Raw genomic sequence first — 22,870 nt, 5'->3', positions numbered from 1 at the left:
CTGGACCGTCCGGTGAGCCGTGGTCACCGAGGGCGACCTGCGCGGGGCGTGCGGGGGGACCGCATGGTGTCCGACGGGCGCTCGGCGAACTGGTCCTGGTAGGCGGCGGCGAACCTGCCGAGGTGGAGGAAGCCCCAGCGGGCGGCCACCTCGGTGACGCGGACGGCGCCGGGCTCCGCGTGGGACAGCTCTTGGTGCACGCGGTCGAGCCGGACGCGCCGGAGGAACGCCATGGGGGTGGTGCCGAGCGACTTCCGGAACCCGTCCTGGAGGCTGCGCACGCTCACGGCGACCTCCGACGCCAGCTCGCCCACCGTCCACGGATGCGCAGGGTCGCTGCGGAGGAGCTCCACAGCGCGTGAGACGGGCCGCGTGCCGCTGGCAGGCGCAGGCCCGGTCAGGGCGCCCGAGTAGTTGTGCTGCTGCGCGAACAGGAGGCTGTGCATCAGCACCTGCTCCAGGCGCTGCGACACCAGGGGGCTCGCGAGCGGTCCGTCGTCCAGTCGGGAGGCGTCGTCAATGAGCCGCAGAGTGTGGAGCATCATGCCCGCTCCGGGCGTCGCCACGTCGAGTTCGGCGTTGAACTCGAGGGGACGCGGGAGCTCTTCGCCCAGAAGGTTCGCCAGCTCCAGCTGGAGCGCCGCCCGGGGGAACATCAGGGACAGCTGCGCGAAGTCGTCCCCGCAGTCGAGCTGGACGGGGCGTCCGGGCATGAAGACGCCTGCGGCCTGCTGCGTTCCGTAGATCGGCCGCCCGAGCCCTGCGCGCATCTTCGCCCGTCCCGCCGTCGGGATGTCGACGTGGTAGTTCTCCGCTTCCGAGGTCTGGATGCGCACTGCATCGCGGAACCGCATGTACCCGCACGTGACATGCCCAACTCGCAGGGCGTTGAGGCGCATGACCATCGGCGTGGAGCCGTTCGCCGACGGGAAGTCGACGGGCAGGAACACGTCGCTGAGCACCTCCCTGACCTGCTCTACGCCGCGGCAGGATGCGACACGGCGGGCCGCGAACATCTCGTCTGCCGTGGGTTGCATGCCGGGAGTCTACGTGTCGCGTTCGGCCACGCGAACTCGCCATGTGCGCAGATCGGATGCTCCTCCGCGCTGCCCGGATATCGTGCCGCGCGACGTGCGCATAGCGTCGATCCGTCGAGGCTCCCCCGGCCCGACGACGCACGGTGGCCCTCTCCTTCGGGTGGGGAGGGCCACCGTGTCCTCCCCGATGGACGAAGGCAGCAACAGTGAAGACGAACGACCCGCGCCGACACGACGACGGTCATGCTCGATGACCGAGCCGTACCCGCCGGCACGACCGAGGTGGTGCTCGCACTGCGGCACCCGCGCTCGGGTCTTCCCCAACCCCTATTACGGCGTCGGACTGGCTGTGCATCGTTACGTCTGCATGTGCAAGCAATGTGGACTCGTCGAGTTCGTCCCGAACACCCTCCTCGACCGGGATGACGCGGCGCCGGAAGAGCCACGCCGGACGTCCCGCCGCCGGCCGCACCGGCTCGCTCGCGTCCGGCGTCTCCCGCCGTGGGCCGCAGCGCACCGGGTCTCGTTGACCTTGGTGGCCGTCCTCGGAACCGCGTCCGCCGGGATGGTCGCCGCGGCCATCCTCCGCTAGCGCGGCCCGTCATCCTGAAGTCGGTCGAATGCCCTCCGAGTGCGGCTCCTGCAAGGGTGTCCCGGTCATTGCAGGCAGAACTCGTTGCCCTCCGGGTCGCGCATCATGATCACGAACTCCTCGTACGGGCCCCAGAAGCCGCTGAGGGTCTTCTCCTCGGTCGCGCCGAGCGCCACCAGGCGGTCGCGCTCCGCCTCCAGTTCGTCGCGGGTGGCACGGCGGTCCCCGAACGGCGTGATGTCGAGATGGACGCGGTTGCGCTGCCGCTTGCCGTGACGGTAGCGGCTGAAGTAGAGGCGCTGGTGGGCGCGATCGCCGTCCCACGCCTCGGAGCGGTCCGCGATCTCCTCCTCGCTCATACCCGCCTCGCGGAGGGCGGCGATCTCGTCGTCCTCCCAGCCGGTGAACTCCGGATAGCCCATGAGCGCGCTCCAGAAGCGGGAGAGCGCGACGGGGTTCTCGGCGTGGAAGGTGACGTTCGCGATGCGGGCGGTCATAGCGGAAGGTTAGAGGATGCTGGGCGGCCCGCGCCGTCCCGCGACTGCTGCGCTGCGGAACGATTGCGGTTGCGCGCCGCACCGCACCCGTTCCGTAGCCCGGCAGTCGCCCGGGCTAGCCGCGCTGCTTCGGCGTCTCCACGATGAGCACATCGCCTGCCGCGATGGTGACCTCGCCGTCGAGGCGCTCGCCGGAGAGGGCGTTCCTCCCGTGGGCCTCCACCGCGACCTCCGACGCGTTGTGGTTGAGCAGGATGCGCCAGGAGGAGGCCTCGGAGGAGCGCACCACGGTCTCCACGCCGGCAGGCGGCGCCTCCACAGCGACACCGGCCTCCGCGAGGGAACCCTCCAGGATGCGCCGGAGCGTTCCCGCGTCCGGACGGGTCGACAGGTACCACGCCGTGCCGGCGCCGAAGCTGTTGCGGGTGAGCGCCGGCTGGCCTTCGGCGCGGCCGTCCGTGAAGCGGATGACCGGCTCGGCCGAGCCGAGGATGATGTCATCCGCCCAGACGTCGGCTGTCCCCCCGTTGTCGAGGGTCGCCGTCTCGCCGAGACGGAAGGGCAGCAGCTCCTCGATGGAGAGCCCCAGCGGGTCGCGCAGGGGGCCGGGGAAGCCTCCGGGATGGACCGCCTCGTTCTCGTCGACGAGCCCGCTGCCGAAGGAGACCAGGAGCGTTCCGCCCTGCTCCACGTAGCGGGCGAGGTTCGCGCCGGCCGCGGACGACACGAGGTAGAGGCTCGGGGCCACGACGAGGTCGTACCCGGAGATATCCGACTCGGGGTGCGCGAAGTCGGTCGTCACACCGAGCTGCCACAGTTCCGTGTAGAACGCCTCGATCCGCTCCCGGTGCTGCATGTCGACCGAGGGCCGCCATTCGAGGTCCTGCGCCCAGAACGACTGCCAGTCCCAGAGGATGGCGACACGTGACGTGACCGTGCTGCCGCGCAGCGGGGAGAGTGCGGCCAAATCGGCGCCCAGCTCCTCGACCGCGCGCCACACCTTCGTCTCTGTCCCGGCGTGCGGGAGCATCGCGGAGTGGAACTTCTCGGCGCCAGAGCGGGACGCGCGGAACTGGAAGAACATGACCGCGTCGGCTCCGCGCGCCAGGTGTGCCAGGCTGTTCCGCTTCAGCTCGCCCGGCCGCTTCGCGATGTTGCGACCCTGCCAGTTGACGGCCGACGTGGAGTGCTCCATCAGCATCCAGGGGCGGCCTCCGGCGATCGACCGGGTGAGGTCGGCATCCATCGACAGGAGGATGTGGTTATCGGGCCGCTCGGCCACCAGGTAGTGGTCGTTCGCCACGACGTCGACCTCCCGCGCCCAGCGCCACAGATCCACGGAGGGGCAGTTGGTCGCCATGAAGTTGGTGGTGACGGGAAGCTCGGGGGTGTGCCGGCGGATGATGTCGCGCTCGGCGACGAAGCACTCCAGCAGAGCGTCGGAGGTGAAGCGCGCGAAGTCGAGCCGCTGGGTGGGATTGGTGACCGTCGCGGCCCGCCGCGGGGCGTCGATCTCGTCCCAGGACTGGTAGCGCTGCCCCCAGAAGGCCGTGCCCCAGGTGGTGTTCAGCCCGTCGAGCGTGCCGTAGCGGCGCTGCAGCCACGACCGGAACGCGCGCACCGAATGCTCGTCGTAGGACTCGCTGACCGGGGCGCCGTACTCGTTGTGGACGTGCCACATCGCGAGCGCAGGGTGGGATGCGTAGCGACGGGCGAGCTGCTCGGTCACCCGGACCGCGGCCCTGCGATAGTCGGGGGAGCTCGGGGAGGCCATGCCGCGCGAGCCGAATGCGAGGGGGAGGCCGTCGCGGGTCACCGGGCGCGACTCCGGGTAGCTGCGCCAGAACCAGGCGGGCGGGGAGGCGGTCGGGGTGCCGAGATCCACATCGATACCGGCACCCGCGAGCAGATCCATGATCTCGTCCAGCTGCGAGAAGTCGTACTCGCCTTCGCGCGGCTCGATGAGGCCCCAGTTGAAGATGCCGACGCTGACCAGGTTCACCCCGGCGCGCTTCATGAGCTCGATGTCCTCGAGCCAGGTCTCACGCGTCCACTGCTCGGGGTTGTAGTCGCCACCGAAGCGCAGCGCCGTGGTGCCGCGTGGCCAGACGGGCCGTTCGGGGGTGGGACGGGGTTCGGTGGGGTACGGCGGTGCTGATGTGGTGGGCACCGACAGTGCGTCGTGCGACATTGCCTCTCCTGACTGTGTGCGCTCCCAGTTCTAGCACACCCTGCAGATGGCTGAAAGTCTGGGAAACTCGAATTGACAACCGCGACGCGGCTGTGTATGACTGATACCGCTCACAGTCGCACTCAACGAGGAGACACCTTGCGCACATCACTCCGGGTCGGTGCCGTCGCCCTGGCGGCAGCCCTCGCCCTCACCACTGCCGCGTGCAGCTCCACCTCCGATTCGGGCAGCTCCGGACCGGTCAAGCTCACCTACTGGGCCTGGGCTCCCAACATGGACAAGGTCGCCGCCATCTGGAACAAGGCGCACCCCGACATCCAGGTCACGGTGAACAAGCAGGACGGCGGAGACGCCGCCGTGACCAAGCTGCTCACCGCCGTCAAAGCGGGAAGCGGCGCGCCCGACATCATGCAGGCCGAATACCAGAAGATACCCACCCTGGTCTCTGCCGACGCGCTCGCCGACCTGAAGGATCAGGGGGGCGCCGACCTGAAGGGCCACTTCACCGACGGCGCCTGGAACTCCGTCACCCTCGGCGGCGACTCGGTCTACGCGATCCCGCAGGATAGCGGTCCGATGATGTTCTACTACCGCAAGGACATCTTCGACCAGCTGGGCCTGACGGCTCCGGCCACTTGGGACGACTACGCCGCGGACGCCAAGGCCATCCACTCGGCCGACGCGACGAAGTTCCTTGGCACCTTCTCCTCCGGCGACCCGGGATGGTTCGCCGGCCTCACGCAGCAGGCCGGAGCCTCCTGGTGGGGTGTCGACGGCGACGCGTGGAGCGTCAAGATCGACTCCGCGGCCAGCAAGAAGGTGGCCGACTACTGGGGCGGCCTCGTCCAGCAGGGCGTCATCGACAACCAGCCGATGTACACGCCGGCCTGGAACACCGCGCTCAACAACGGCACGCAGGTCGGCTGGGTGAGCTCCGTCTGGGGTCCTGGCGTGCTCGAGGGCAACGCCGCCGACACCAAGGGCAAGTGGGCCGCCGCGCCCCTCCCGAACTGGGACGCCTCCAAGCCGTCGAACGGCAACTGGGGCGGCTCGTCGACGGCGGTCACCGCGCAGTCGAAGCACCCGAAGGAGGCCATGGAGTTCATCACGTGGCTGAATACGGACCCGACCGCTGTGAAGGCGCTCGTCACCACGGCGAACATCTACCCGGCCGACGTGAAGGCGTCGAAGGATGCGCTCACTGCGCCGCCCGCGTTCTTCTCCGACCAGTCCGACTTCTTCGACATCGCGGCGAAGGCGTCCTCCGAGGTGGCCTCGTTCACCTACGGGCCGAACGTCAACGTCGCCTACTCCGCCTACACCGACGCGTTCGCGAAGGCTGCGGAGGCGAAGGATCCGGCTCAGTTCGAGGCGGCGCTCGCGACGATGCAGTCCACGACGACGGCCGACCTCAAGAAGTCCGGCTTCACCGTCAAGTAACCGACAGGGCGGGGCGGACCCGGGTCCGCCCCGCCCTCCCTGTACGGAGGAAACCGTGACCACAACGCTTCGCGCCCCCGCGGCGACGCGCACGGACGCCCCGGCCGCTCCGCGCCGGCGGCGCCGAGCCCGGCGCTCGGTGAGCGTCCCCTACGCCATGCTGGCCCCGGCCATCGTGCTGTTCGTCGTCTTCATGGCGGCGCCCATCGTCTACACCGTCGTGATGTCGTTCCAGACGGTGAAGGTGAAGGGGCTGGGGCTCGGCTCCGGCAGTAAGAGCCTCCAATTCGCCGGGATCTCCAACTACGTCGACGCGATCAGCGACCCGGAGTTCCTGGGCAGCGTCTTACGGGTGCTGCTGTACGGCGCGGTGCTCATCCCCGTGATGCTCGGCCTCGCCCTGGTGTTCGCGCTGCTGCTCGACTCCCGCCGATCGCGGGCCGTGCGCTTCAGCCGCGTCAGCATCTTCCTGCCCTACGCCGTGCCCGCAGTGATCAGCTCGCTGCTGTGGGGATTCCTCTACCTCCCGTCGGTGAGCCCCTTCGCCTACCTCACCAAGCTCCTGGGCGGGACGCCGCTGAACATCCTCAGCCCGGATCTCGTCATCTTCGGCGTCGCCAACATCGCTCTGTGGGGCGGCGTCGGATTCAACATGATCGTCATCTACACATCGCTGCGCGCCATCCCCACAGACATCTACGAGGCGGCCAGGATCGACGGCGCGAGCGAGGTGCAGATCGCCTGGCGGATCAAGATCCCGATCATCGTGCCGTCGCTGATCATGACGGGACTGTTCTCGGTGATCGCGACGCTCCAGGTGTTCGCGGAGCCGACGACCCTGAAGCCGCTCACCAATGCCATCTCCAGCAGCTGGACGCCGCTCATGAAGGTGTACCGGGATGCGTTCATCCGCGGCGACATCTACTCGGCGGCGGCGACGAGCGTCCTGATCGCCCTCGGCACCTTCGTGCTGTCGTTCATCTTCCTGCGCGTCGTCCAGCGCAGAGCGTTCGGTCAGGAGGACTGACGTGACCACCATCACTGCAACCCGCGTCCCGGCGACACGCTCGCCGCGGACGACCGCCGGCCGGCCCAGCGTCTTCGGAACAGCCATCCTGCTCCTGGGCGCGGTCTACTGCCTGCTGCCCGTGCTGTGGGTGCTCACCGCCTCCACCAAGAACGGGTCGGAGCTGTTCTCGACCTTCACTCTCGCGCCCAGCACTCACCTCTGGGACAACATCGTCGCCCTCACCGAGTACCGGGACGGCCTGTTCTGGCGCTGGATGCTCAACACCGCGCTGTACGCCGGCGTGGGCGCGCTCATCTCGACCTACGTGTCCGCCCTCAGCGGGTACGTGCTGGCCCGCTTCGAGTTCCCCGGCAAGGCGACGGTGTTCTCGGTGCTGCTGATGGGTGTGCTCGTGCCGGGGGTCATCCTGGCGATCCCGCAGTACTTCCTGCTCGCGCAGGTGGGGCTGACGAACACGTACTGGTCGGTCCTCCTGCCGCAGCTCATCAGCCCGTACGGCATCTACCTGGCCAGGATCTACGCGGCGGCCGCCGTGCCGGGCGACGTCATCGAGGCGGCCCGGACCGAGGGTGCGGGAGAGCTGCGCATCTTCCACGGGATCGCCCTGCCGATGATGGCCCCGGGCCTGGTGACGATCTTCCTGTTCCAGTTCGTCGCGATCTGGAACAACTTCATGCTGCCGTACATCATGCTGGGCAACGATCAGCTCTTCCCTATCACGGTCGGCCTGTCCGGCCTGCTCAATCAGGGCGCCACCGTCCCCGCCATGTACACCCTCGTCATCACCGGCGCGCTGCTGTCCATCGTGCCGCTCATCATCCTGTTCCTGCTGCTGCAGCGGTTCTGGCGCGTGGACCTCGCGGCCGGTGCCGTGAAGGCCTGATCCGTCCCTAGAATTCAGTCATGGCAAGCGATGCGGCGCGACGACGGCCGACGATCAACGACGTCGCCGACGCGGCGGGGGTGTCCCGCGGGACGGTGTCCCGTGTCCTCAACGGAGGCCACTGGGTCAGTCCGGATGCGCACGCCGCCGTGACGGCCGCCATCAAGAAGACCGGCTACCGCATCAATGCGGCGGCGCGGAGTCTCGCGACCGCGCGTGCCCACTCCATCGCGTTCCTGCTGACGGAACCGCACCACCTGCTGTTCGAGGACCCCAACTTCTCGATCCTGATGCGCGGGGCGGCCGATGCGCTCGCCGAGAAGGATGTCTCCCTCGTCCTCATCATGGCCTCCACGCCGGACGAGCAGCGGCGCGCGGTGGAGTTCATCGCCGCGGGCTCGGTGGACGGCGTCCTGCTGGTCTCCTCCCACAGCGGAGGCCAGGGCTTCGTGTCCGCCATCAACCGTCTCGGCCTTCCGGCCGTCGCCTGCGGCATCCCGCTCGGCTTCGAACGGAAGATGGGATACGTGACCGCCGACGACGAGGACGGCGCCCGAGAGATGGTGGACTATCTGAAGAGCTCCGGCCGCCGCAGGATCGCCCACATCGCCGGCCCGCAGGACACCTCGGGCGGGCGCGGGCGGCTGGCCGGCTACCGGGAGGCGCTGGGGGACGACTTCGACGAGTCGCTGGTGGCGTACGGCGACTACGGGCGACCGAGCGGCGCCGACGGTATGCGGGAGCTGCTGCGCACAGCGCCCGATCTTGACGCGGTTTTCGCCGCGAACGACCGGATGGCCGCGGCAGCGATCGAGGTGCTGAAGGCCGAGGGTCGGCGAGTCCCGGAGGCTGTCGCCGTCGCCGGCTTCGACGACTCGCCTGCTGCGATCCAGAGCGATCCGCAGCTGACGACGATGCGGCAGCCGTTCGACCGCATCAGCAGGGCCATGGTGCAGATGCTGCTCGAGGAGGTGAACGGCGGCGGGTACGCGTCCATCACCGTGCCGACGGAGCTCGTGATCCGCGAATCCGCGTAGCGGAACTGTCGTTGGAACGGCCGCGGTCTTTCCCCGCAGGCTGTGAACGCTCCCAGTAATCAGGCAGTCCTTTTGCGCATATGTCGGCGGAATCTGCGCTGGTCTTGACGCGAACGATGTGCTACTACTGTGAGCGCACACAGTTTCTCCGCAGTGACGCGGCCGACTCGGCGCCCGCTGCCTGACCGAAAGGAGCGGTTCGTGCGACGTCGACGACCGTTCGGAACACGGAGGCTCGCGCTCGGCGCGACCCTCGCCATCGCCACCATCGCCGCCGGCCTGGGCGGTGCCGCCGCGGCTGAGGCGGCGAACACCGGGCCGGTTCAGGCCGGTGTCTCCGTCACGAAGGTCGACGGCCTCGCGCCCGACTTCGCGATGGGGGTCGACGTCTCGTCGGTGCTCTCGCTCGAGGAGAGCGGCGTCGTCTTCCGCGACGACAGCGGACGACCCGCCGACCTGTTCGCGGTGCTGGCCCAGCACGGCGTGAACTCCGTCCGCATCCGGGTCTGGAACGACCCCTTCGACGACAGCACCGGCCAGGGCTACGGCGGCGGCAACGTGGATGTGTCCCGCGCGGTCGAGATCGGCAAGCGGGCCGCCGCTGCCGGCTTGAGCGTCGACGTCGACTTCCAGTACTCGGACTTCTGGGCCGACCCCGGCCGCCAGCTGGCGCCGAAGGCGTGGCAGGGATTCACCGTCGATCAGACCGCCACAGCGCTGCACGACTTCACCGTGTCGGCGCTGAACCGGTTCTCGGCTGCCGGCGTGGACGTGAAGCTGGTCCAGATCGGCAACGAGACCAACAACGGCATCGCCGGCTACACCCGGGCCGGGACGGCGATCGACGCCTCCTTCGCCGAGCTCCTCCAGGCCGGCTCGTCGGCCGTGCGCCAGGTCCTCCCGCACGCGCTGGTGGCCGTGCACTTCACGAACCCGGAGACGCCGGGACGGTACGCGACCTACGCGGCGGGGCTGAAGCAGTACGGCGTCGATTACGACGTCTTCGCCAGCTCCTACTACCCGTTCTGGCACGGGGCGACGCAGAACCTCACGGCCGTGCTCTCGCAGATCGCGACCACCTACGGCAAGAAGGTGATGGTCGCCGAGACCAGCTGGGTCCGGACGCTCGACGACGGCGACGGGTTCGCGAACTCGATCGGCCAAGCCTCGCAGGCGCCCCAGTACCCGGTGAGCGTCCAGGGCCAGGCGACCGAGCTGCGGGATGTCATCGCCGCCGTCGCGGCGGTCGGCTCTGCGGGGATCGGCGTCTACTACTGGGAGCCGGCCTGGCTCCCGGTCGGGCCTCCGTCCGCGCTCGACGCCAACCGCGCCCTCTGGGAGAAGTTCGGCTCGGGATGGGCGACCAGCGCTGCGAGCGCGTACGACCCGGCGAACGTGGGCCCCTGGTACGGCGGTTCGTCGTGGGACAACCAGTCGCTGTTCTCGTGGAGCGGCGCCCCGCTCGAGTCGCTGAGCACCTTCTCGTACGTCCGCACGGGCGCGGTCGCTCCGCGCGCGGTGGTCTCGGTGGAACAGCCGTCGATCACCGTCACCGACGGTCAGCAGGTGACCCTGCCGAAGACCGTCGCCGTGACGTACAACGACGGGAGCGTGGAGCATCCGAACGTGAAGTGGTCGAAGGCCGTCGACTGGATCCGCGGCCCGGGCACCTACTCCATCCCCGGTACGACGACGAGCAAGCAGGCCACCGTGGCGACCGTGTCGGTGGTGGCCCCCGAGCACGTGATCAACGGCGGGTTCGAGGACGCCGATATGAGCGCGTGGGCGCTGACCGGCCCCGCGTCCCGGCAGCAGACGTCGGACGCCCACAGCGGCTCGTCCGCGGTGACGTTCTGGAACGGCTCCGCCTACACGGCGACCGCCTCGCAGCATCTGACCGGAGTGCCGGCCGGCACGTACGTGCTGCGTGCCACGACGCAGGGGACGAACAGCCCGGCGTCGGACACCCGGACGCTCACCGCCCGGACGGCGGCGGGAAGCTACAGCGCGCCTCTGGAGATGACGTCGTGGGGGCAGTTCCACACCGCGTCCGTCCCGGGGATCAGGGTCGGCGCCGACGGTGTCGTGGACATCACGGCCTCCTTCGCGCTCTCGGCCGGAGCGTGGGGCGTCCTCGATGACGTGAGCCTGGTGGATGCGGCGTCGGTCGCGACCACCGACGTGGACAAGACCCCGCTCACGTCGGCCCTGTCCTCCGCTCGCTCCATCGATCGCTCGGCGTACTCGGCGGTCTCGCTGGACCGCCTCGATGACGCGGTCGCAGTGGGGGATGTCGTCGTCGCGGGTTCCCGCGCAACGGACCGGGACGTCGCGGCGGCGACGGCGGACGTCACGAAGGCGATCTCGCAGTTGAAGAAGAGCAAGGGCTAGCCCGCTGCGCCCCGCGACTGCTGCGCTGCGGAACGACTGCGGTTGCGCGCCGCACTGCACACGTTCCGTAGCCCGGCAGTCGCCCGGGCATTTTCGCGTGATGATCGCGGCGGTAGCCTCTGACCGTGGACGACTCCACCCGCTTCTCCGGCTCGGTCCCCGAGCACTACGACACCGGCCTCGGGCCCGTGCTCTTCCAGCACTACGCCGACGTGCTGGGGGAGGAGGTGGCGCTCTCGCGGCCGCACCGCATCCTGGAGACGGCCGCCGGAACCGGGATTTCGTCCGCCGCGATCGCCGCCCACAACCCGGAAGCCGAACTCGTCATCACCGACCTGAACGACGGGATGCTGGAGTTGGCACGCACGAAAGTGCCGGAATCGACGCGCATCCAGGTGGCTGACGCACAGGCGCTACCGTTCGAGGAGGGGAGCTTCGACACGGTCGCCTGCCAGTTCGGTGTCATGTTCCTCCCGGACCCGGCCGCCGGCTTCAGCGAGGCACGGCGTGTGCTGGCGCCGGGCGGCGTCTTCCTGTTCAGCGTCTGGGACAGCCACGCGAACAACCGGTTCGCTGCGATCGTGGACGGGCTGCTGAGGGAGAGGTTCCCCGACGACCCTCCGCCCTTCTACCGGGTGCCGTTCGGGATGAGCGATGTCGAGGCGCTCCGCGAGCGGGCACAGGCGGCAGGGTTCGGGCGCGTCGTCATCGACGTGCTGCCCTACGAGACCGAGGTGGCATCCTGGCAGGGGTTCGCGGACGGCCTGATCCTCGGCAATCCGCTCGCCGACCAGGTGCGCAGCCGGTCGGGCGACCTGCCCGCGCTGATCGCGGCGACGGCTGGGCGGCTGGAGGCGGAATACGGCCGGGCGCCGGTGGCCATCCCGGTGCAGGCGATCGTCTGCCGGGCGTTCGTCCGCTGAGCGGACCCGCCGACGCAAACCAGGAAGACGAACGGCGCGCCCTCCCCGCGCACGCGCACCGTGGCGGCCACCGTGTCGGTGACACGGTCGCTGAGCGCGCCGTCCGAGAGGGGGGCGGCCCGCAGGCGGCGGCCGGAGCCGTCCGCCGCCAGACCCTCCACGGCCCGGCCGAGGTCGCGGAAGCGCTCCTCATCGGAGTCCGCCGCCCAGCTCGCCAGCGGCTGCGGGGTATCGCGACTGATCGGCAGGATGTCGAACACTGCCGCGGCAAGGTGCTCCAAGGGCGTGTCGACCGTCAGCGACGGGGTGTCCTCGGGAAATGGCCGTCGGCCGAGGCGAGCGCCAGCCACTCGCCGGGGCGGAGGGCGTCGAGCAGGGCGAGCAGCTCGCCGGTCATCGGCGAGACGGACGGGTAGGGCATGCGAGCGTCTTTCTCTGTGCACACCGAGGGCGCCCGCCGTCGTAGCGGGCGCCCTCGGCGGCGTTCGGGGTTCGGGTCTCCCGGTTGGCGGCACCGTTCGGTCGGCGCCGACCAGCCGGCGGCGTTCGGGCGCTGCCGGAAGCGCACGTTCGGGTCATGCGCCACCTAAGAGATAGGGATCCGCCGGAATCATGACGCGGGTCCTGCGAAGAATTTCGGGACCCGCGTCAATCGACGACGTGGACGGCCGTCCCAGCCGCATGTTCGCTGGGCGAACAGCACGCGGCACTCCTTCGGGGGTGACGGAGGCTCGCGGAGGGTGAACGGAGGGTGAAAACCTGCGAACAGACCGTTCCACCTGGCTAGTTTGCAGATCAGGCGGTCACCCGACCCGCTCACACCCGACACATCTAGGGAGATCCTCCCGTGACACACACACCCGAATCCCTCTCGTCCTCTGGCCGGCATTCCGGCGATCAAGGGGACACCAAGCGCCGGCGGCGCGTGCCCGGTCGCGTCCGCGCCCTCCTCGCCGGGGGTCTCGTCCTCGGCGTCGGCGCCACCGTGACCCTCGCCGCGTGGAACGACTCCGAGTTCGCGACCGCCAGCTTCCAGGCGGGAACGTTCAACCTCCAGGGCTCCGCCGACGGCACGACGTTCGCCGACCACGCGTCCGCGCCCGGCTCCTCCCTGGGCTTCAGCGTCAACGCATCCACCCTGTCACCCGGCGACGTGGTCTACGCGCCCTACGCCGTGCGCCTCGCGGCCAACACCACCAGCCCGGCGACCGTCACCATCACGGCGCCGGGGACGACCGGCACGGTCACCGGCCTCAGCTACTCGCTGATCCAGCCGACCGCCTTCGGCTGCAGCTCGGCGACGACCGGGACGACGCTCGTTCCGGCAGCGACCGCCGTGGGCTCCGTTCCGGGGTCCGTGACGTTCCAGCTCGCTCCGGGGACGCCGACGACGGCCGCGGGCGCTGCCGTCAACCTGTGCTTCGTGGTCACCGCCGGCGCCGGACTCACGCAGTCGCAGACGGGAAGTGCCACATGGCAGTTCCAGGCCGTCTCGCACTGACCCGTACCCGTTCAACGCTCCTCAACGTCGCAGCGGTCGGCGGTGTGCTGTGCATCGCCTGGGTGGTGGCGGCTCTGGTCCTGCACCTGAGCCTCATCATGTTCCGTACCGGCTCGATGTCGCCCGGGATCCCGGCGGGCTCTCTCGCGCTCGTCCGGCAGATCCCGGCGTCCGAGGCGCGCGTTGGACAGGTCGTCACGGTCGACAGGCCGGGGCAGCTCCCCGTCACCCACCGTGTCGTGAGCGTCACGCAGGCTCCCGGCGCCCGCCCGGGCTCCCCGGCTGAGGTCGTGCTCAAGGGCGACGCCAACCCGACGGTGGACCCGGCGCCGTACCGCGTCGCCACGGTCCGCCTCGTCCTCTGGTCGCAGCCGGGTCTCGCCCGGGTGGTGGTGTGGCTCGGACATCCCGCGGTCATCGGTTCGCTCACGCTCGGCACGGCGGCGCTGGTGATGTGGATGTTCTGGCCGCGCCGCGCACCAGCGCGCCATCGGACGGCCTGATGAGGGCCGGGATGGCGGCGGCGGCCGTCTGCTGCGTTCTGGTGGCCGCGGGTGCGCCGGTTGCAGCGGCTCGCGCCGATACCGCGCCCGGTGGTCAGCCCGCACCGCTGGTCGTGACCGGCGGAGGTGGCCCGACGCACCAGCTCGTGCCCGGAGCCACCTTCGTCTGGCCGCTCGAGGTGACGACGGACGTCGATCAGCTCGACTCGTTGCTCGGCCGCCTGACGGCAGCCGGCGCGCTCGGGACCTCGGATGACATCACCGCCCAGGTGGTCAGCTGCCCTGCGGCCTGGGTGGACGACCGCTGCGCCGCGGGGGAGCACGAGGTGCTCCCGGCTACGCCGCTCGACCGCCTGCCTGCGGAGCGCGCCGCCCTGCAGTCCGCGCCGCAACCGCGGCCGGGGATCACACACCTGGAGGTCCGCATCCACGTGGCGTCCGACGCACGGCTCACCGGCGATGCGGCTCTGACGACGACACTGCAGGTGGATGCGTCCGGGCAGGACGCGCCGGGCTCCCATCCAGTGGACCCGGCGCTCTCCTCCGCGTCCCTGGCGGACACCGGCTGGAGCATCGGCGGCTACGGCGCGCTCGGCCTCGCCGCGATCGGCACGGGCCTGCTCACGGCCTGGATCGCCGGATGCCTGCGACGCCGCAAGGAGGCCGATGCGTAACCGGATCCGCATCCTCGCCGCGCTCGCCGCACTGCTGTGTGCGCTGATCAGCGGCGTCACGACGGCGCAGCGCGTGGATGCCAGCTGGCTCGACAGGGAGGTGACGACCGCGTCCTTCCAGGCCAAGACCATCCCGCCGCCGCTGCTCGCCGGAACCGCCCCGTACTGCAGCTGGACCTCGGTCGTGACCATGACCAGCGTCATCTTCACCTGGGCTCCGCCCGCCGGGTACGCCTCGACCTCCATCCGCATCACGGCGCAGAAGGGCGGCAACACGGCGGTCATCACCGGCGCGACGACGACGGTCTCGGGAGGCGTCTACACGACGACGATCCCGGTCGGCCTCCTGAACGCCCTCGGCAGCCTCTTCGGCGGCACGCTCGTCATCCACCTGGCGACGGTGGATGCGTCGAGCGGCTGGGTCTCGAAGACCGTCGACTACAGCTGGTCGATGAGTCTCGCAGGGATCGCCCTCTCGTGCTCTGCGGCGGCGACATGACCGATCGCACCCCCAAAACCAGGGTGAAGCCGGGGTGAAATTGCACGATTGCAATTGCAAGCGTCTATTTCGTCCGCCACGATGAGCAGGCCGGAGGATCGCAGCAGTCCTCCTGCGAGGATGTGGAGGCACACGATGGGGCGAATTCACCGGTGGTTGTCGGCGTCGGTTGCCGGCCTCCTGACGGTTTCGGGCCTGGCGCTCGGAACCGTTGCTCTCGCTCCCGCCGCACAAGCGGCTACGCCCACCGTCACCTGCTCGACGAACGCGAACATCTTCAACACCGGTTACGACTCCACCACCGGTGGCGTGCTCGCCAACAATGCGAAAGATGCCAACTGGCAGGTGTCGGGCCCGGCGGCCGCCAGCGCCACGGTGGCCCCTCCGGCTGCGAATGCGATCTGGGCCGCTGCGAATGTCGCGAACATCGTCCCCGCAGCGTGGGCGAAGAGCCCGTACGGGAATGCGCAGTGGATTTCCCAGCAGACGGTTGCGCAACCGAACCAGGGGCAGAATCCGGGTGACTGGTATTACCGGTACCAGTTCACCTTGGACTCGGCGGTGTCGCCGCAGGCCTTCTCTTTGCAGATGAACTTCCTGGCCGACAACTCTGTGGCCGAGGTGTTCGTCAACGGTGTGGCACAAAGCGGCAAGACCAGCGGAATCCCGCAGACTCCAGTCACCGGTCCCACTCCTGCTGGCAGTGGCTCGTACTACTTCGCCGGATACAAGCTCGCCAACCCGCAGCCGACGACCACTCTGAACCATGACTGGCAGACCGGCCCGAACTCGATCGTTGTCCAGGTCAAGAGCGCCCCGGCAAACGAGGGTTTTCTGGCTCAGATCCTCCCGAGCTCGGTCTGCGTGCCGCCGACTGTCTCTCTCGCGAAGACCGCGACGGTTTCCCCGGCAGCGGATCAGAATGGTGCGAAGGTCGGTGACACGATCTCGTATGCCTTCACGGTCGCCAATACGAGCACGGCAGCGCTGGCCAGCGCCGCGGTGACCGATCCGTCGCTTGGCCCGGTCACGTGCCCGGCGATCACCGCGCCAGGAGTGCAGCAGGGGGCGTCGATCACCTGTACCTCGACGTCGGTGCACACCGTCACGCAGGAAGAAGTGGACGCCGGCGGGCCTATCACGAACACCGCCACGGCCACCGGTACGAGCTACAACAACGACACGAGCGCCCCCGCATCGGCGTCGGCAGCGGTGCCCACCTCGACTGCGACGGGGCTATCGCTGGTGAAGCACGCCGGCACACCCGCCGACGTCAACGGCGACGGACTGGTCGATGCCGGCGACACCATCGCGTACACCTTCACCGTCACCAACACCGGACAGCTCACGGTGAACAACATCGCCGTCAACGACCCGAAGGTGGGTGCAGTGATCTGCCCCCAACCCACCCTGGCAGCCGGCGCATCGGAACTCTGCAGCGCCGCAGTACCGTACACGGTGACCTCTGGCGACGTCTCCGCCAAGGCCGTGAACAACACCGCGACGGCGTCGGGGACGACCCCCACCGCTGGTCCGGTCACTTCCGCTGCGTCCACCACCAGCACGTCGGCGGCCGCACCGGCCCCTGGCTTGTCGATCGTGAAGTCTGCCACCCCGTCCACCGCCGATCAATACGTCGCCGGCCAGCAGATCTCGTACTCGTTCGTCGTGCGCAACACCGGAAACGTTCGGATCGACAACATCTCCGTTGACGACTCGACCTTCTCGGGGACCGGCACTCTGTCACCGATCGTGTGTCCTGCCACAACCTTGGTTCCGAGCGAGTTCACCACCTGCGCCGCCGGCTACACGCTGACGCAGACCGACGTGGACGCCCAGCACCTGACCAACTCGGCCACTGCGACGGGCACACCGATCGCGGGCGGCGGCCCGATCACCACCGCTCCGTCGGCCGTCACGATCCCGGTCGACCCGGCACCGGCGATCTCGCTGAACAAGACCACGAAGCAGACGACGGTCTCCCAAGCGGGCGACACGATCGACTACGTGTTCCAGGTCACCAACGAGGGCAACGTCTCGCTGACCGATCCCGCCATCACGGAGACCTCGTTCTCGGGAACCGGCACGAAGCCCGTCGTCACGTGCCCCGCCGGCGTCTCGATTCTTCCGGGCCAGTTTGCGACCTGCACCGCCAGCTACACAGTGGCGCAGGCCGATATCGACGCCGGCACCATCACGAACACGGCCACGGCGACCACCGCCGCACCTGCCGGGGCCACAGCGCCGGTCTCTGCGCCCTCGAGCGCAACGGTGACGGCCACTCCGACCCCGGCGCTGGCATTGGTCAAGTCCTCGCAGCTGACCACGACGGCGAAGGTCGGCAACGAGGTTCTGTACTCCTTCCAGGCCATGAACACTGGAAACGTGACCCTCTCCGGTCTCGGCATTTCGGACACCGCATTCTCCGGATCGGGGACCCTCGGTGCGATCACCTGCCCGACCACGCCGCTCGCTCCCACCGCCTCCGCAACCTGCACCGCGACCTACACGCTGACCCAGGCCGACGTGGACGCGGGGGAGCTGACGAACACGGCGACCGCGGGAGCGACCACCCCCGCTTCCGCTCCCGTCGCCTCCTCCCCGGCCGACAACCGTCTCCTGCTTCCGCTGCCCGCTCTGACCCTGGCGAAGACAGCCACGCCGACCGCCATCACTGCGCCCGGTGCCGTTGTCCACTATTCGTTCCTGGTCACGAACACCGGAAACGTCTCCGTCAACGATGCGAGCATCACCGAGACGGACTTCTCCGGCACCGGCCTGGCGCCCGCCGCCACGTGCCCGGCGGGTGCGATCGCTCCGGGTGACAGCGTGACCTGCACCGCCGACTACACGGCCACACAGGCCGACTTGGATGCCGGAAGCATCAGCAACACCGCAACGGCGACCGCGACGGCTCCCGCACACGCGGTGAACCCGGTGTCCAACGCCTCGACCGCTGTCGTCTCGGCAACGGCCGGCCCCAGCCTGACGCTCGTGAAGTCGTCCACGCTCGACGGGTCCGCCACAGCGGGCGATACCGTCACCTACGCATTTCAGGTGTCCAACACGGGCAATGTGACCGTCCACGGCATCACGGTCGACGACACCGCGTTCTCCGGCACCGGAACGCTCAGTGCCATCGACTGCCCGAACACGACGGTCGCACCCGGAGCCGACGTCACCTGCCGCGCGCGCTACACGCTCACCCAGGCCGACGTCGACGCCGGAGAGCTGACCAACAGTGCCACGGCCACAGGGACGACCCCCGGCGGAGACCCGGTCACGGCCGCCCGATCCGACAACACCCTGCCGCTGCCCGCTGCGCCCAAGCTCTCCCTGGTGAAGTCGGCCGCACCCGCTGCACCCGCCGACTTCGCCGTCGGTGAGCAGATCACCTACTCCTTCGCCGTGACGAACGCCGGCAATGTGACGATGGCGGATGTGACGATCGAGGAGAGCACCTTCACGGGCTCCGGCACCCTGCCAGCACCGACCTGCCCGGCCGCTGCAGCCTCCCTCGCCCCGGGCGCGCAGGTGGTATGCACCACCACGTACACGGTGACCCAGGCGGACATCGACGCGGGGAAGGTCACGAACACGGCTGACGCGATCGGCACCCCGCCCGGGTCGATCGTCATGGTTCCCTCGGACCCGTCGACCGTCACCGTGCCGGAGCCACCGGCGCCGGCCGCGACGGTGCTGAAGACCGCCAACACGACGAAGGTCATGCAGGCCGGGCAGACAATCCAGTACTCCTTCACTGTGACCAATACGGGTAACACCAGCCTGAGCGACCCGAAGGTCGATGAGGGCACCTTCACCGGTCACGGAAGGCTGACCGTGCCGGTGTGCCCGACGACCCCCGCGGCGTTGTTGCCCGGCCAGACCATCGTGTGCACGGCTACGTACACGGTCGTTGCCGCGGACCTCACCGGACACGCCTTGAGCAACACCGCCACCGTGACCGCCACGGCTCCGGGCGGTGACCCCATCACCTCCGACCCGTCCACTGCACGGATCACCGATGTGGCAGACCCGGCACCGGCATCCGAGCCGGGTTACCCGCTGGCATCCACTGGCTCGGCGATCGCGTGGGGCGTCGGCATCGCCGCACTGGCAGCGGTCATCGCAGGAGGTGTCCTGCTGCTGATCCGTCGTCGACGTGCCGCGGAGTAGGCCGAGCGCACCGATCTCCTGAGAACAGGACCGGACGAGTCGCGGATCGCGATCGCGAGCGCACCAGTGGCGCAAAGCCTTCCCGTTCACCGCACCGCCCGACGGCCTAGAAAATTCTTCCGCGGACCCGCGTCATAATCCGGCCACTCCCTGATCTCTTAGGTGACGCCAGACCCGAACTTCGCGTCACGGCCGAGCTGCCCGAACAGCACGGCTTCCGTCCGCGGCCCGAACCGCGGGTGAACCCGAAATCATCGTCGATCAGCGGCCCGCCTTGCGGGTGGGCCGCTGATCGACGTGCGCGTGCTCCACGGTCTGGTGTCCCCCATCACCGGATACCCGACGGAGACACACCACCATGCAACCCGATGCCGCGCGCCCGAACGCGCACCCCAGCCAGCGCTTCCTCCGGCTCATCGCCGCCCTCATCGCCACCTTCCTGACCGTCACCGGTCTGGCTGTGACGGCAGCGCCGGCCCTGGCCTCCACCACCATCCCCGGCGCGATCACCTCGGTCACCACGGACAAGACCGCCTACGGCTACAACGAGCGCCTGAAGCTCACCTTCGGCTGGGCGGTGCCGGACGGGAGCCAGCCCGGCGACACCTTCACGCTGGACCTCCCGGACGAACTGGCCGCCGCGAGCCTCGCCCGCTTCCAGCTGACCGCCCCGGACGGTCAGACGGTCGCCACTGCGGACTGGAACGGCAAGAGCGTCGTCTTCACCCTGACGGATTACGTGGCGTCCCATGACGCGGTCTCCGGGTCCGGATTCCTCACCGCGCAGTGGGACCACACCTCCGTCACGGAGACCGGCGGCCCCGTCACCCTGACCTTCAACAGCGTCCTGACACGGACCGTCACCGTCGACCCGAAGCCGGCTCCGCCTGCCCCGTGCACCACTAACTGCGGGCCGGCGCCGGTCCGCACCGAGCGCGGCCTCTGGAAGGGATCCAGCTGGGCGGACGGCTCCTACGAGGGCACGCGCGACAGCACGGACAACATCAACTGGCTGGTCGAGGTCCCCGGAAACGCCACCGGCTACGAAGGCCCGGTCACGGTGGAGGACACCCTCGGCTCCGGAAGCATCATCGACTGCGCGACGCTCCGGGTCACCACTCGCAACAGCCTCGCCGGCGGCACACCGACGACGGCGGTCTACCCGGGCCGGTACACCCTCACGTGCACCGACGGAGGCTTCCGCCTCGTCCTGGACCGGGTGAAGGCGAGCGAGTTCATCGACGTCACCTACAAGGGCACCATCACCGACCAGCGCGCCGGCGTCTACACGAACAGCGTCGCCATCACCGCTCCCGGTGCGAGCTGGACCAAGGCCTCTACGATCAAGCGCACCTCCGCAGGCGGGGTCGGTGACGGCGTCCAGAGCGTTTCGGTCGGCGACTACGTGTGGCTGGACGCCAACCGCGACGGCATCCAGGACACGGGCGAGAAGGGCATCCCCGGAGTCACGCTGGTCCTCACCGGCCCGGACGGCACTCCCGTCACCGGAGTGAACGGAACCCCCGTCGCGCCTGTGGTGACCGACGCGAACGGTCACTACGCCTTCACCGGCCTCCCGGTCCTGCCGGCCGGCGCGCACTACACGGTGACGATCGACCAGGATGCCGCAGCAACGGCTCTGACAGGCCTGACGCCGACGATCGCCGGCGTCGGCGACCGCTCGACCGACAGCTCGACCGGCTCAGCCGAATCCAGCGACCTGGCCACCAACAAGGCGGTGGACGACACCCTCGACTTCGGGTTCGTCACCCCGGCACTCCCGGCCAACCCATCGGTCCCTGCCGATCCGAACAGCGGGACGCCGCCGGCCACCACGCCGCCCACCACGACGCCGCCCACCACGACGCCGCCCACCACGACGCCGCCCACCACGACGCCGCCCACCACCACTCCGGAGGCTCCGCTCCCGTCGGCGACGCCGCAGGCGGTTTCGGTGGCGCCGATCCCCTCCGATCCGTCGGGCTCTGAGCTCGCTCACACCGGGATGGATGTGGCGGTGCCGACGATCATCGCGATCGCGCTGGCGCTGCTGGGCGGGATCGTGGCGCTGATCGGGCGCCGTCGTCGGGCCCTGTATGCCAGCTCGCGTCCGAGGAAGGACGACTCATGGAGGCGCTCAGCGGAGCGCCTCCATGAGTCGTCCGGGCGTCGGTGTGCGACCGCGCGATCCTGAGCGCGCCGAGCATGAGCGCCAGGCCGCCGACCCAACCGGCGAGGGTTGCGCCGGCGAGCAGGATGAGGACGACACCGGCGGCCCCTGCGGCGGCTGCCAGGAGTGCGCGGTACCCAGGGATGCCCCCCTCGGGGACGCTCGAAGCGCGCCCTGCGCTCGCGGGGGAGGTCTCCACCCGTGACGCCACTGTCGCAACAGCGGCGACTCCGGCGACCACCGCGAGCAGCCAGAGCGGACGGGTCGCCCACCAGGCACCGCTCAGCGGCTCGGGGAGCGGTGCACCGGTGGCGATCAGGAGGCCGGCCAGCGCCAGCAGAGCCGACATGTGCCACGCGTAGATGGTCATCGCCCGCGCGCCGATCCATCCCGTCACTGCCGCCACCGGACGACGCGCGGCGACGGCGCGAAGACGATCGCGGGCGGCCAGGAACAGGGCGGCCTGCGCGACGCCGAGGAGCACAAGAGCGCCGTTGGGCGGGTTGAGGTCGGCGTACAGGTCGAACGAGTAGACGCCGGAGGCGCACGCGATCAGCAGCGTCGAGAGCGCCGCTCCGGCCACGAGGAGCCGTCCACGGCGGCCCGCGGGCAGGCGGTCGCCCGACGCGATCCAGAACCCGAGCTGCTGCACCAGCAGCCAGACGAAGGCGAGGTTCGCGAATCCGAGGGCGCCGACTCCCGTCGCGCCGCGGAGAGCATCGACGGCGGCGACCGCGCCGCCGAGCGCCACCACCGTGATCACCGGCGCCCGGCGGTGCGCTGCGACCAGCGGGGGCAGGGCCGCCGCACACAGCAGGTAGACGGCGAGGAACCACAGCGGTTGGCTCGCACGGTAGCCCGCGACGGCCACGACCTCCGCCGGTACACCGGCCAGGCTCAGCGCCGCCAGGAGCACCGCAGTCGCCGCGACCGCTGCGGCGGCGGGCGCCAGCAGACGTTGCACCCGCAGGCGGAGGTAGCCGCCATAGCCGACGCCTCCCTCGCGGAGCCGCATCCATTGCCCGTAGCCGGAGAACCCGCCGAGCACGAAGAACAACGGCATGACCTGTGCGACCCAGGTGAGGGCGGCCAGGCCGGACCAGCGGTCCAGCGCGTTCTCGAGCACCAGTCCGGAGGGGCCGGCACTGACACCGACCATCAGTCCGTGCAGCAGGACGACGACCACCAGGCAGGCCGCCCGGACGAGGTCGACGGCGGAGTCGCGGTGGCTGAGGGCGGCGGACGAGGACGGCCGCGCGGCGGGAGCGGGAGGCTCAGGTCGGGCGATCGGGCGGGCGAGGGACATCCGGGACTCCTTCCGTGCGG

17 protein-coding genes and 1 pseudogene are annotated in these 22,870 nt (G+C 69.7%); 13 read left to right on the top strand and 5 right to left on the bottom strand.

The annotated features are described in order from the left end of the window. Positions 1-23 precede the first annotated feature (23 nt). Positions 24-1,037 carry an AraC family transcriptional regulator gene (locus SB754_RS12955; RefSeq protein ID WP_410782713.1) on the bottom strand — a complete coding sequence of 338 codons (1,014 nt, stop codon included), beginning with the start codon at positions 1,035-1,037 and terminating at the stop codon, positions 24-26. Between the two features lie 367 nt (positions 1,038-1,404). Between SB754_RS12955 and SB754_RS12950 the strand changes: the two genes are divergently transcribed. Continuing rightward, the gene (locus tag SB754_RS12950) at positions 1,405-1,629 is read left to right on the top strand and encodes a hypothetical protein (protein WP_410782712.1); all 225 of its coding nucleotides are present in this window, start codon (positions 1,405-1,407) and stop codon (positions 1,627-1,629) included. Between the two features lie 65 nt (positions 1,630-1,694). On the opposite strand, the gene SB754_RS12945 is transcribed toward SB754_RS12950, so the two are convergent. Continuing rightward, positions 1,695-2,126, bottom strand: coding sequence for a VOC family protein (locus SB754_RS12945; RefSeq protein ID WP_410782711.1), 432 nt, complete (start codon positions 2,124-2,126; stop codon positions 1,695-1,697). Between the two features lie 115 nt (positions 2,127-2,241). Next, complete coding sequence (locus SB754_RS12940) at positions 2,242-4,317, bottom strand: beta-galactosidase (protein WP_410782710.1); 2,076 nt, start codon at positions 4,315-4,317, stop codon at positions 2,242-2,244. 138 nt (positions 4,318-4,455) lie between these two features. Between SB754_RS12940 and SB754_RS12935 the strand changes: the two genes are divergently transcribed. The 6 genes from SB754_RS12935 to SB754_RS12910 all read left to right on the top strand — a co-directional run bounded on the left by SB754_RS12935 (position 4,456) and on the right by SB754_RS12910 (position 12,021). Then, a complete protein-coding gene (locus tag SB754_RS12935; protein WP_410782709.1) occupies positions 4,456-5,757 on the top strand; it encodes an ABC transporter substrate-binding protein in 1,302 nt (433 codons plus the stop codon). A gap of 157 nt (positions 5,758-5,914) precedes the next feature. After that, the gene (locus SB754_RS12930; RefSeq protein ID WP_410783323.1) at positions 5,915-6,784 is read left to right on the top strand and encodes a carbohydrate ABC transporter permease; all 870 of its coding nucleotides are present in this window, start codon (positions 5,915-5,917) and stop codon (positions 6,782-6,784) included. A gap of 10 nt (positions 6,785-6,794) precedes the next feature. Beyond that, a complete protein-coding gene (locus tag SB754_RS12925) occupies positions 6,795-7,670 on the top strand; it encodes a carbohydrate ABC transporter permease (protein WP_410783322.1) in 876 nt (291 codons plus the stop codon). Between the two features lie 20 nt (positions 7,671-7,690). Beyond that, positions 7,691-8,707 (top strand): LacI family DNA-binding transcriptional regulator, encoded by a 1,017-nt coding sequence (locus tag SB754_RS12920; protein WP_410782708.1) that lies wholly within the window; start codon positions 7,691-7,693, stop codon positions 8,705-8,707. A gap of 201 nt (positions 8,708-8,908) precedes the next feature. After that, complete coding sequence (locus SB754_RS12915) at positions 8,909-11,098, top strand: glycosyl hydrolase 53 family protein (RefSeq protein WP_410782707.1); 2,190 nt, start codon at positions 8,909-8,911, stop codon at positions 11,096-11,098. A 125-nt stretch (positions 11,099-11,223) separates the two neighbouring features. Continuing rightward, positions 11,224-12,021 carry a class I SAM-dependent methyltransferase gene (locus SB754_RS12910; RefSeq protein WP_410782706.1) on the top strand — a complete coding sequence of 266 codons (798 nt, stop codon included), beginning with the start codon at positions 11,224-11,226 and terminating at the stop codon, positions 12,019-12,021. A gap of 295 nt (positions 12,022-12,316) precedes the next feature. Here the strand turns inward: SB754_RS12910 and SB754_RS12905 are convergent, their stop codons facing one another. Further along, entirely contained in the window at positions 12,317-12,442 is a 126-nt protein-coding gene (locus SB754_RS12905; protein ID WP_410782705.1) for a hypothetical protein, read from the bottom strand. A gap of 426 nt (positions 12,443-12,868) precedes the next feature. Here SB754_RS12905 and SB754_RS12900 point away from each other — a divergent pair, with 426 nt between their 5' ends. The 6 genes and pseudogenes from SB754_RS12900 to SB754_RS12875 all read left to right on the top strand — a co-directional run. Next, on the top strand, positions 12,869-13,522 hold the full coding sequence (locus SB754_RS12900) for a SipW-dependent-type signal peptide-containing protein (protein WP_410782704.1): 654 nt from the start codon (positions 12,869-12,871) through the stop codon (positions 13,520-13,522). Continuing rightward, complete coding sequence (locus SB754_RS12895; protein WP_410782703.1) at positions 13,495-14,025, top strand: signal peptidase I; 531 nt, start codon at positions 13,495-13,497, stop codon at positions 14,023-14,025. The genes SB754_RS12900 and SB754_RS12895 overlap by 28 nt, the downstream gene beginning before the upstream one ends. Before the next feature lie 11 nt (positions 14,026-14,036). Continuing rightward, complete coding sequence (locus SB754_RS12890; RefSeq protein ID WP_410782702.1) at positions 14,037-14,699, top strand: hypothetical protein; 663 nt, start codon at positions 14,037-14,039, stop codon at positions 14,697-14,699. Next, on the top strand, positions 14,692-15,198 hold the full coding sequence (locus SB754_RS12885) for a hypothetical protein (protein ID WP_410782701.1): 507 nt from the start codon (positions 14,692-14,694) through the stop codon (positions 15,196-15,198). Before SB754_RS12890 ends, SB754_RS12885 begins: the two co-directional genes overlap by 8 nt. A gap of 135 nt (positions 15,199-15,333) precedes the next feature. Then, entirely contained in the window at positions 15,334-19,374 is a 4,041-nt protein-coding gene (locus SB754_RS12880) for a hypothetical protein (RefSeq protein ID WP_410782700.1), read from the top strand. 358 nt (positions 19,375-19,732) lie between these two features. Beyond that, positions 19,733-21,127, top strand: a pseudogene (locus tag SB754_RS12875) (Ig-like domain-containing protein); the annotation flags it as partial. A gap of 274 nt (positions 21,128-21,401) precedes the next feature. Here SB754_RS12875 and SB754_RS12870 read toward each other — a convergent pair. Continuing rightward, on the bottom strand, positions 21,402-22,850 hold the full coding sequence (locus SB754_RS12870) for an acyltransferase family protein (protein ID WP_410782699.1): 1,449 nt from the start codon (positions 22,848-22,850) through the stop codon (positions 21,402-21,404). Between the last annotated feature and the right edge of the window lie 20 nt (positions 22,851-22,870).

Origin of the sequence: Leifsonia sp. SIMBA_070 (assembly GCF_046534635.1) — a bacterium.
Lineage (GTDB): Bacteria > Actinomycetota > Actinomycetes > Actinomycetales > Microbacteriaceae > Leifsonia.
Note: the sequence above shows the minus strand (reverse complement) of the source record. Positions and strands in the feature narration are given on the sequence as shown.

Excerpts from the sequence above, each read along its gene's own strand:
- SB754_RS12950 (WP_410782712.1), top strand. The coding sequence starts at position 1,405 with ATGTGCAAGCAATGTGGACTCGTCGAGTTCGTCCCGAACACCCTCCTC.
- SB754_RS12885 (WP_410782701.1), top strand. The coding sequence starts at position 14,692 with ATGCGTAACCGGATCCGCATCCTCGCCGCGCTCGCCGCACTGCTGTGT.
- SB754_RS12930 (WP_410783323.1), top strand. The coding sequence starts at position 5,915 with ATGCTGGCCCCGGCCATCGTGCTGTTCGTCGTCTTCATGGCGGCGCCC.
- SB754_RS12945 (WP_410782711.1), bottom strand. The coding sequence starts at position 2,126 with ATGACCGCCCGCATCGCGAACGTCACCTTCCACGCCGAGAACCCCGTC.
- SB754_RS12940 (WP_410782710.1), bottom strand. The coding sequence starts at position 4,317 with ATGTCGCACGACGCACTGTCGGTGCCCACCACATCAGCACCGCCGTAC.
- SB754_RS12870 (WP_410782699.1), bottom strand. The coding sequence starts at position 22,850 with ATGTCCCTCGCCCGCCCGATCGCCCGACCTGAGCCTCCCGCTCCCGCC.
- SB754_RS12920 (WP_410782708.1), top strand. The coding sequence starts at position 7,691 with ATGGCAAGCGATGCGGCGCGACGACGGCCGACGATCAACGACGTCGCC.
- SB754_RS12890 (WP_410782702.1), top strand. The coding sequence starts at position 14,037 with ATGGCGGCGGCGGCCGTCTGCTGCGTTCTGGTGGCCGCGGGTGCGCCG.
- SB754_RS12880 (WP_410782700.1), top strand. The coding sequence starts at position 15,334 with ATGGGGCGAATTCACCGGTGGTTGTCGGCGTCGGTTGCCGGCCTCCTG.
- SB754_RS12955 (WP_410782713.1), bottom strand. The coding sequence starts at position 1,037 with ATGCAACCCACGGCAGACGAGATGTTCGCGGCCCGCCGTGTCGCATCC.
- SB754_RS12905 (WP_410782705.1), bottom strand. The coding sequence starts at position 12,442 with ATGCCCTACCCGTCCGTCTCGCCGATGACCGGCGAGCTGCTCGCCCTG.
- SB754_RS12895 (WP_410782703.1), top strand. The coding sequence starts at position 13,495 with ATGGCAGTTCCAGGCCGTCTCGCACTGACCCGTACCCGTTCAACGCTC.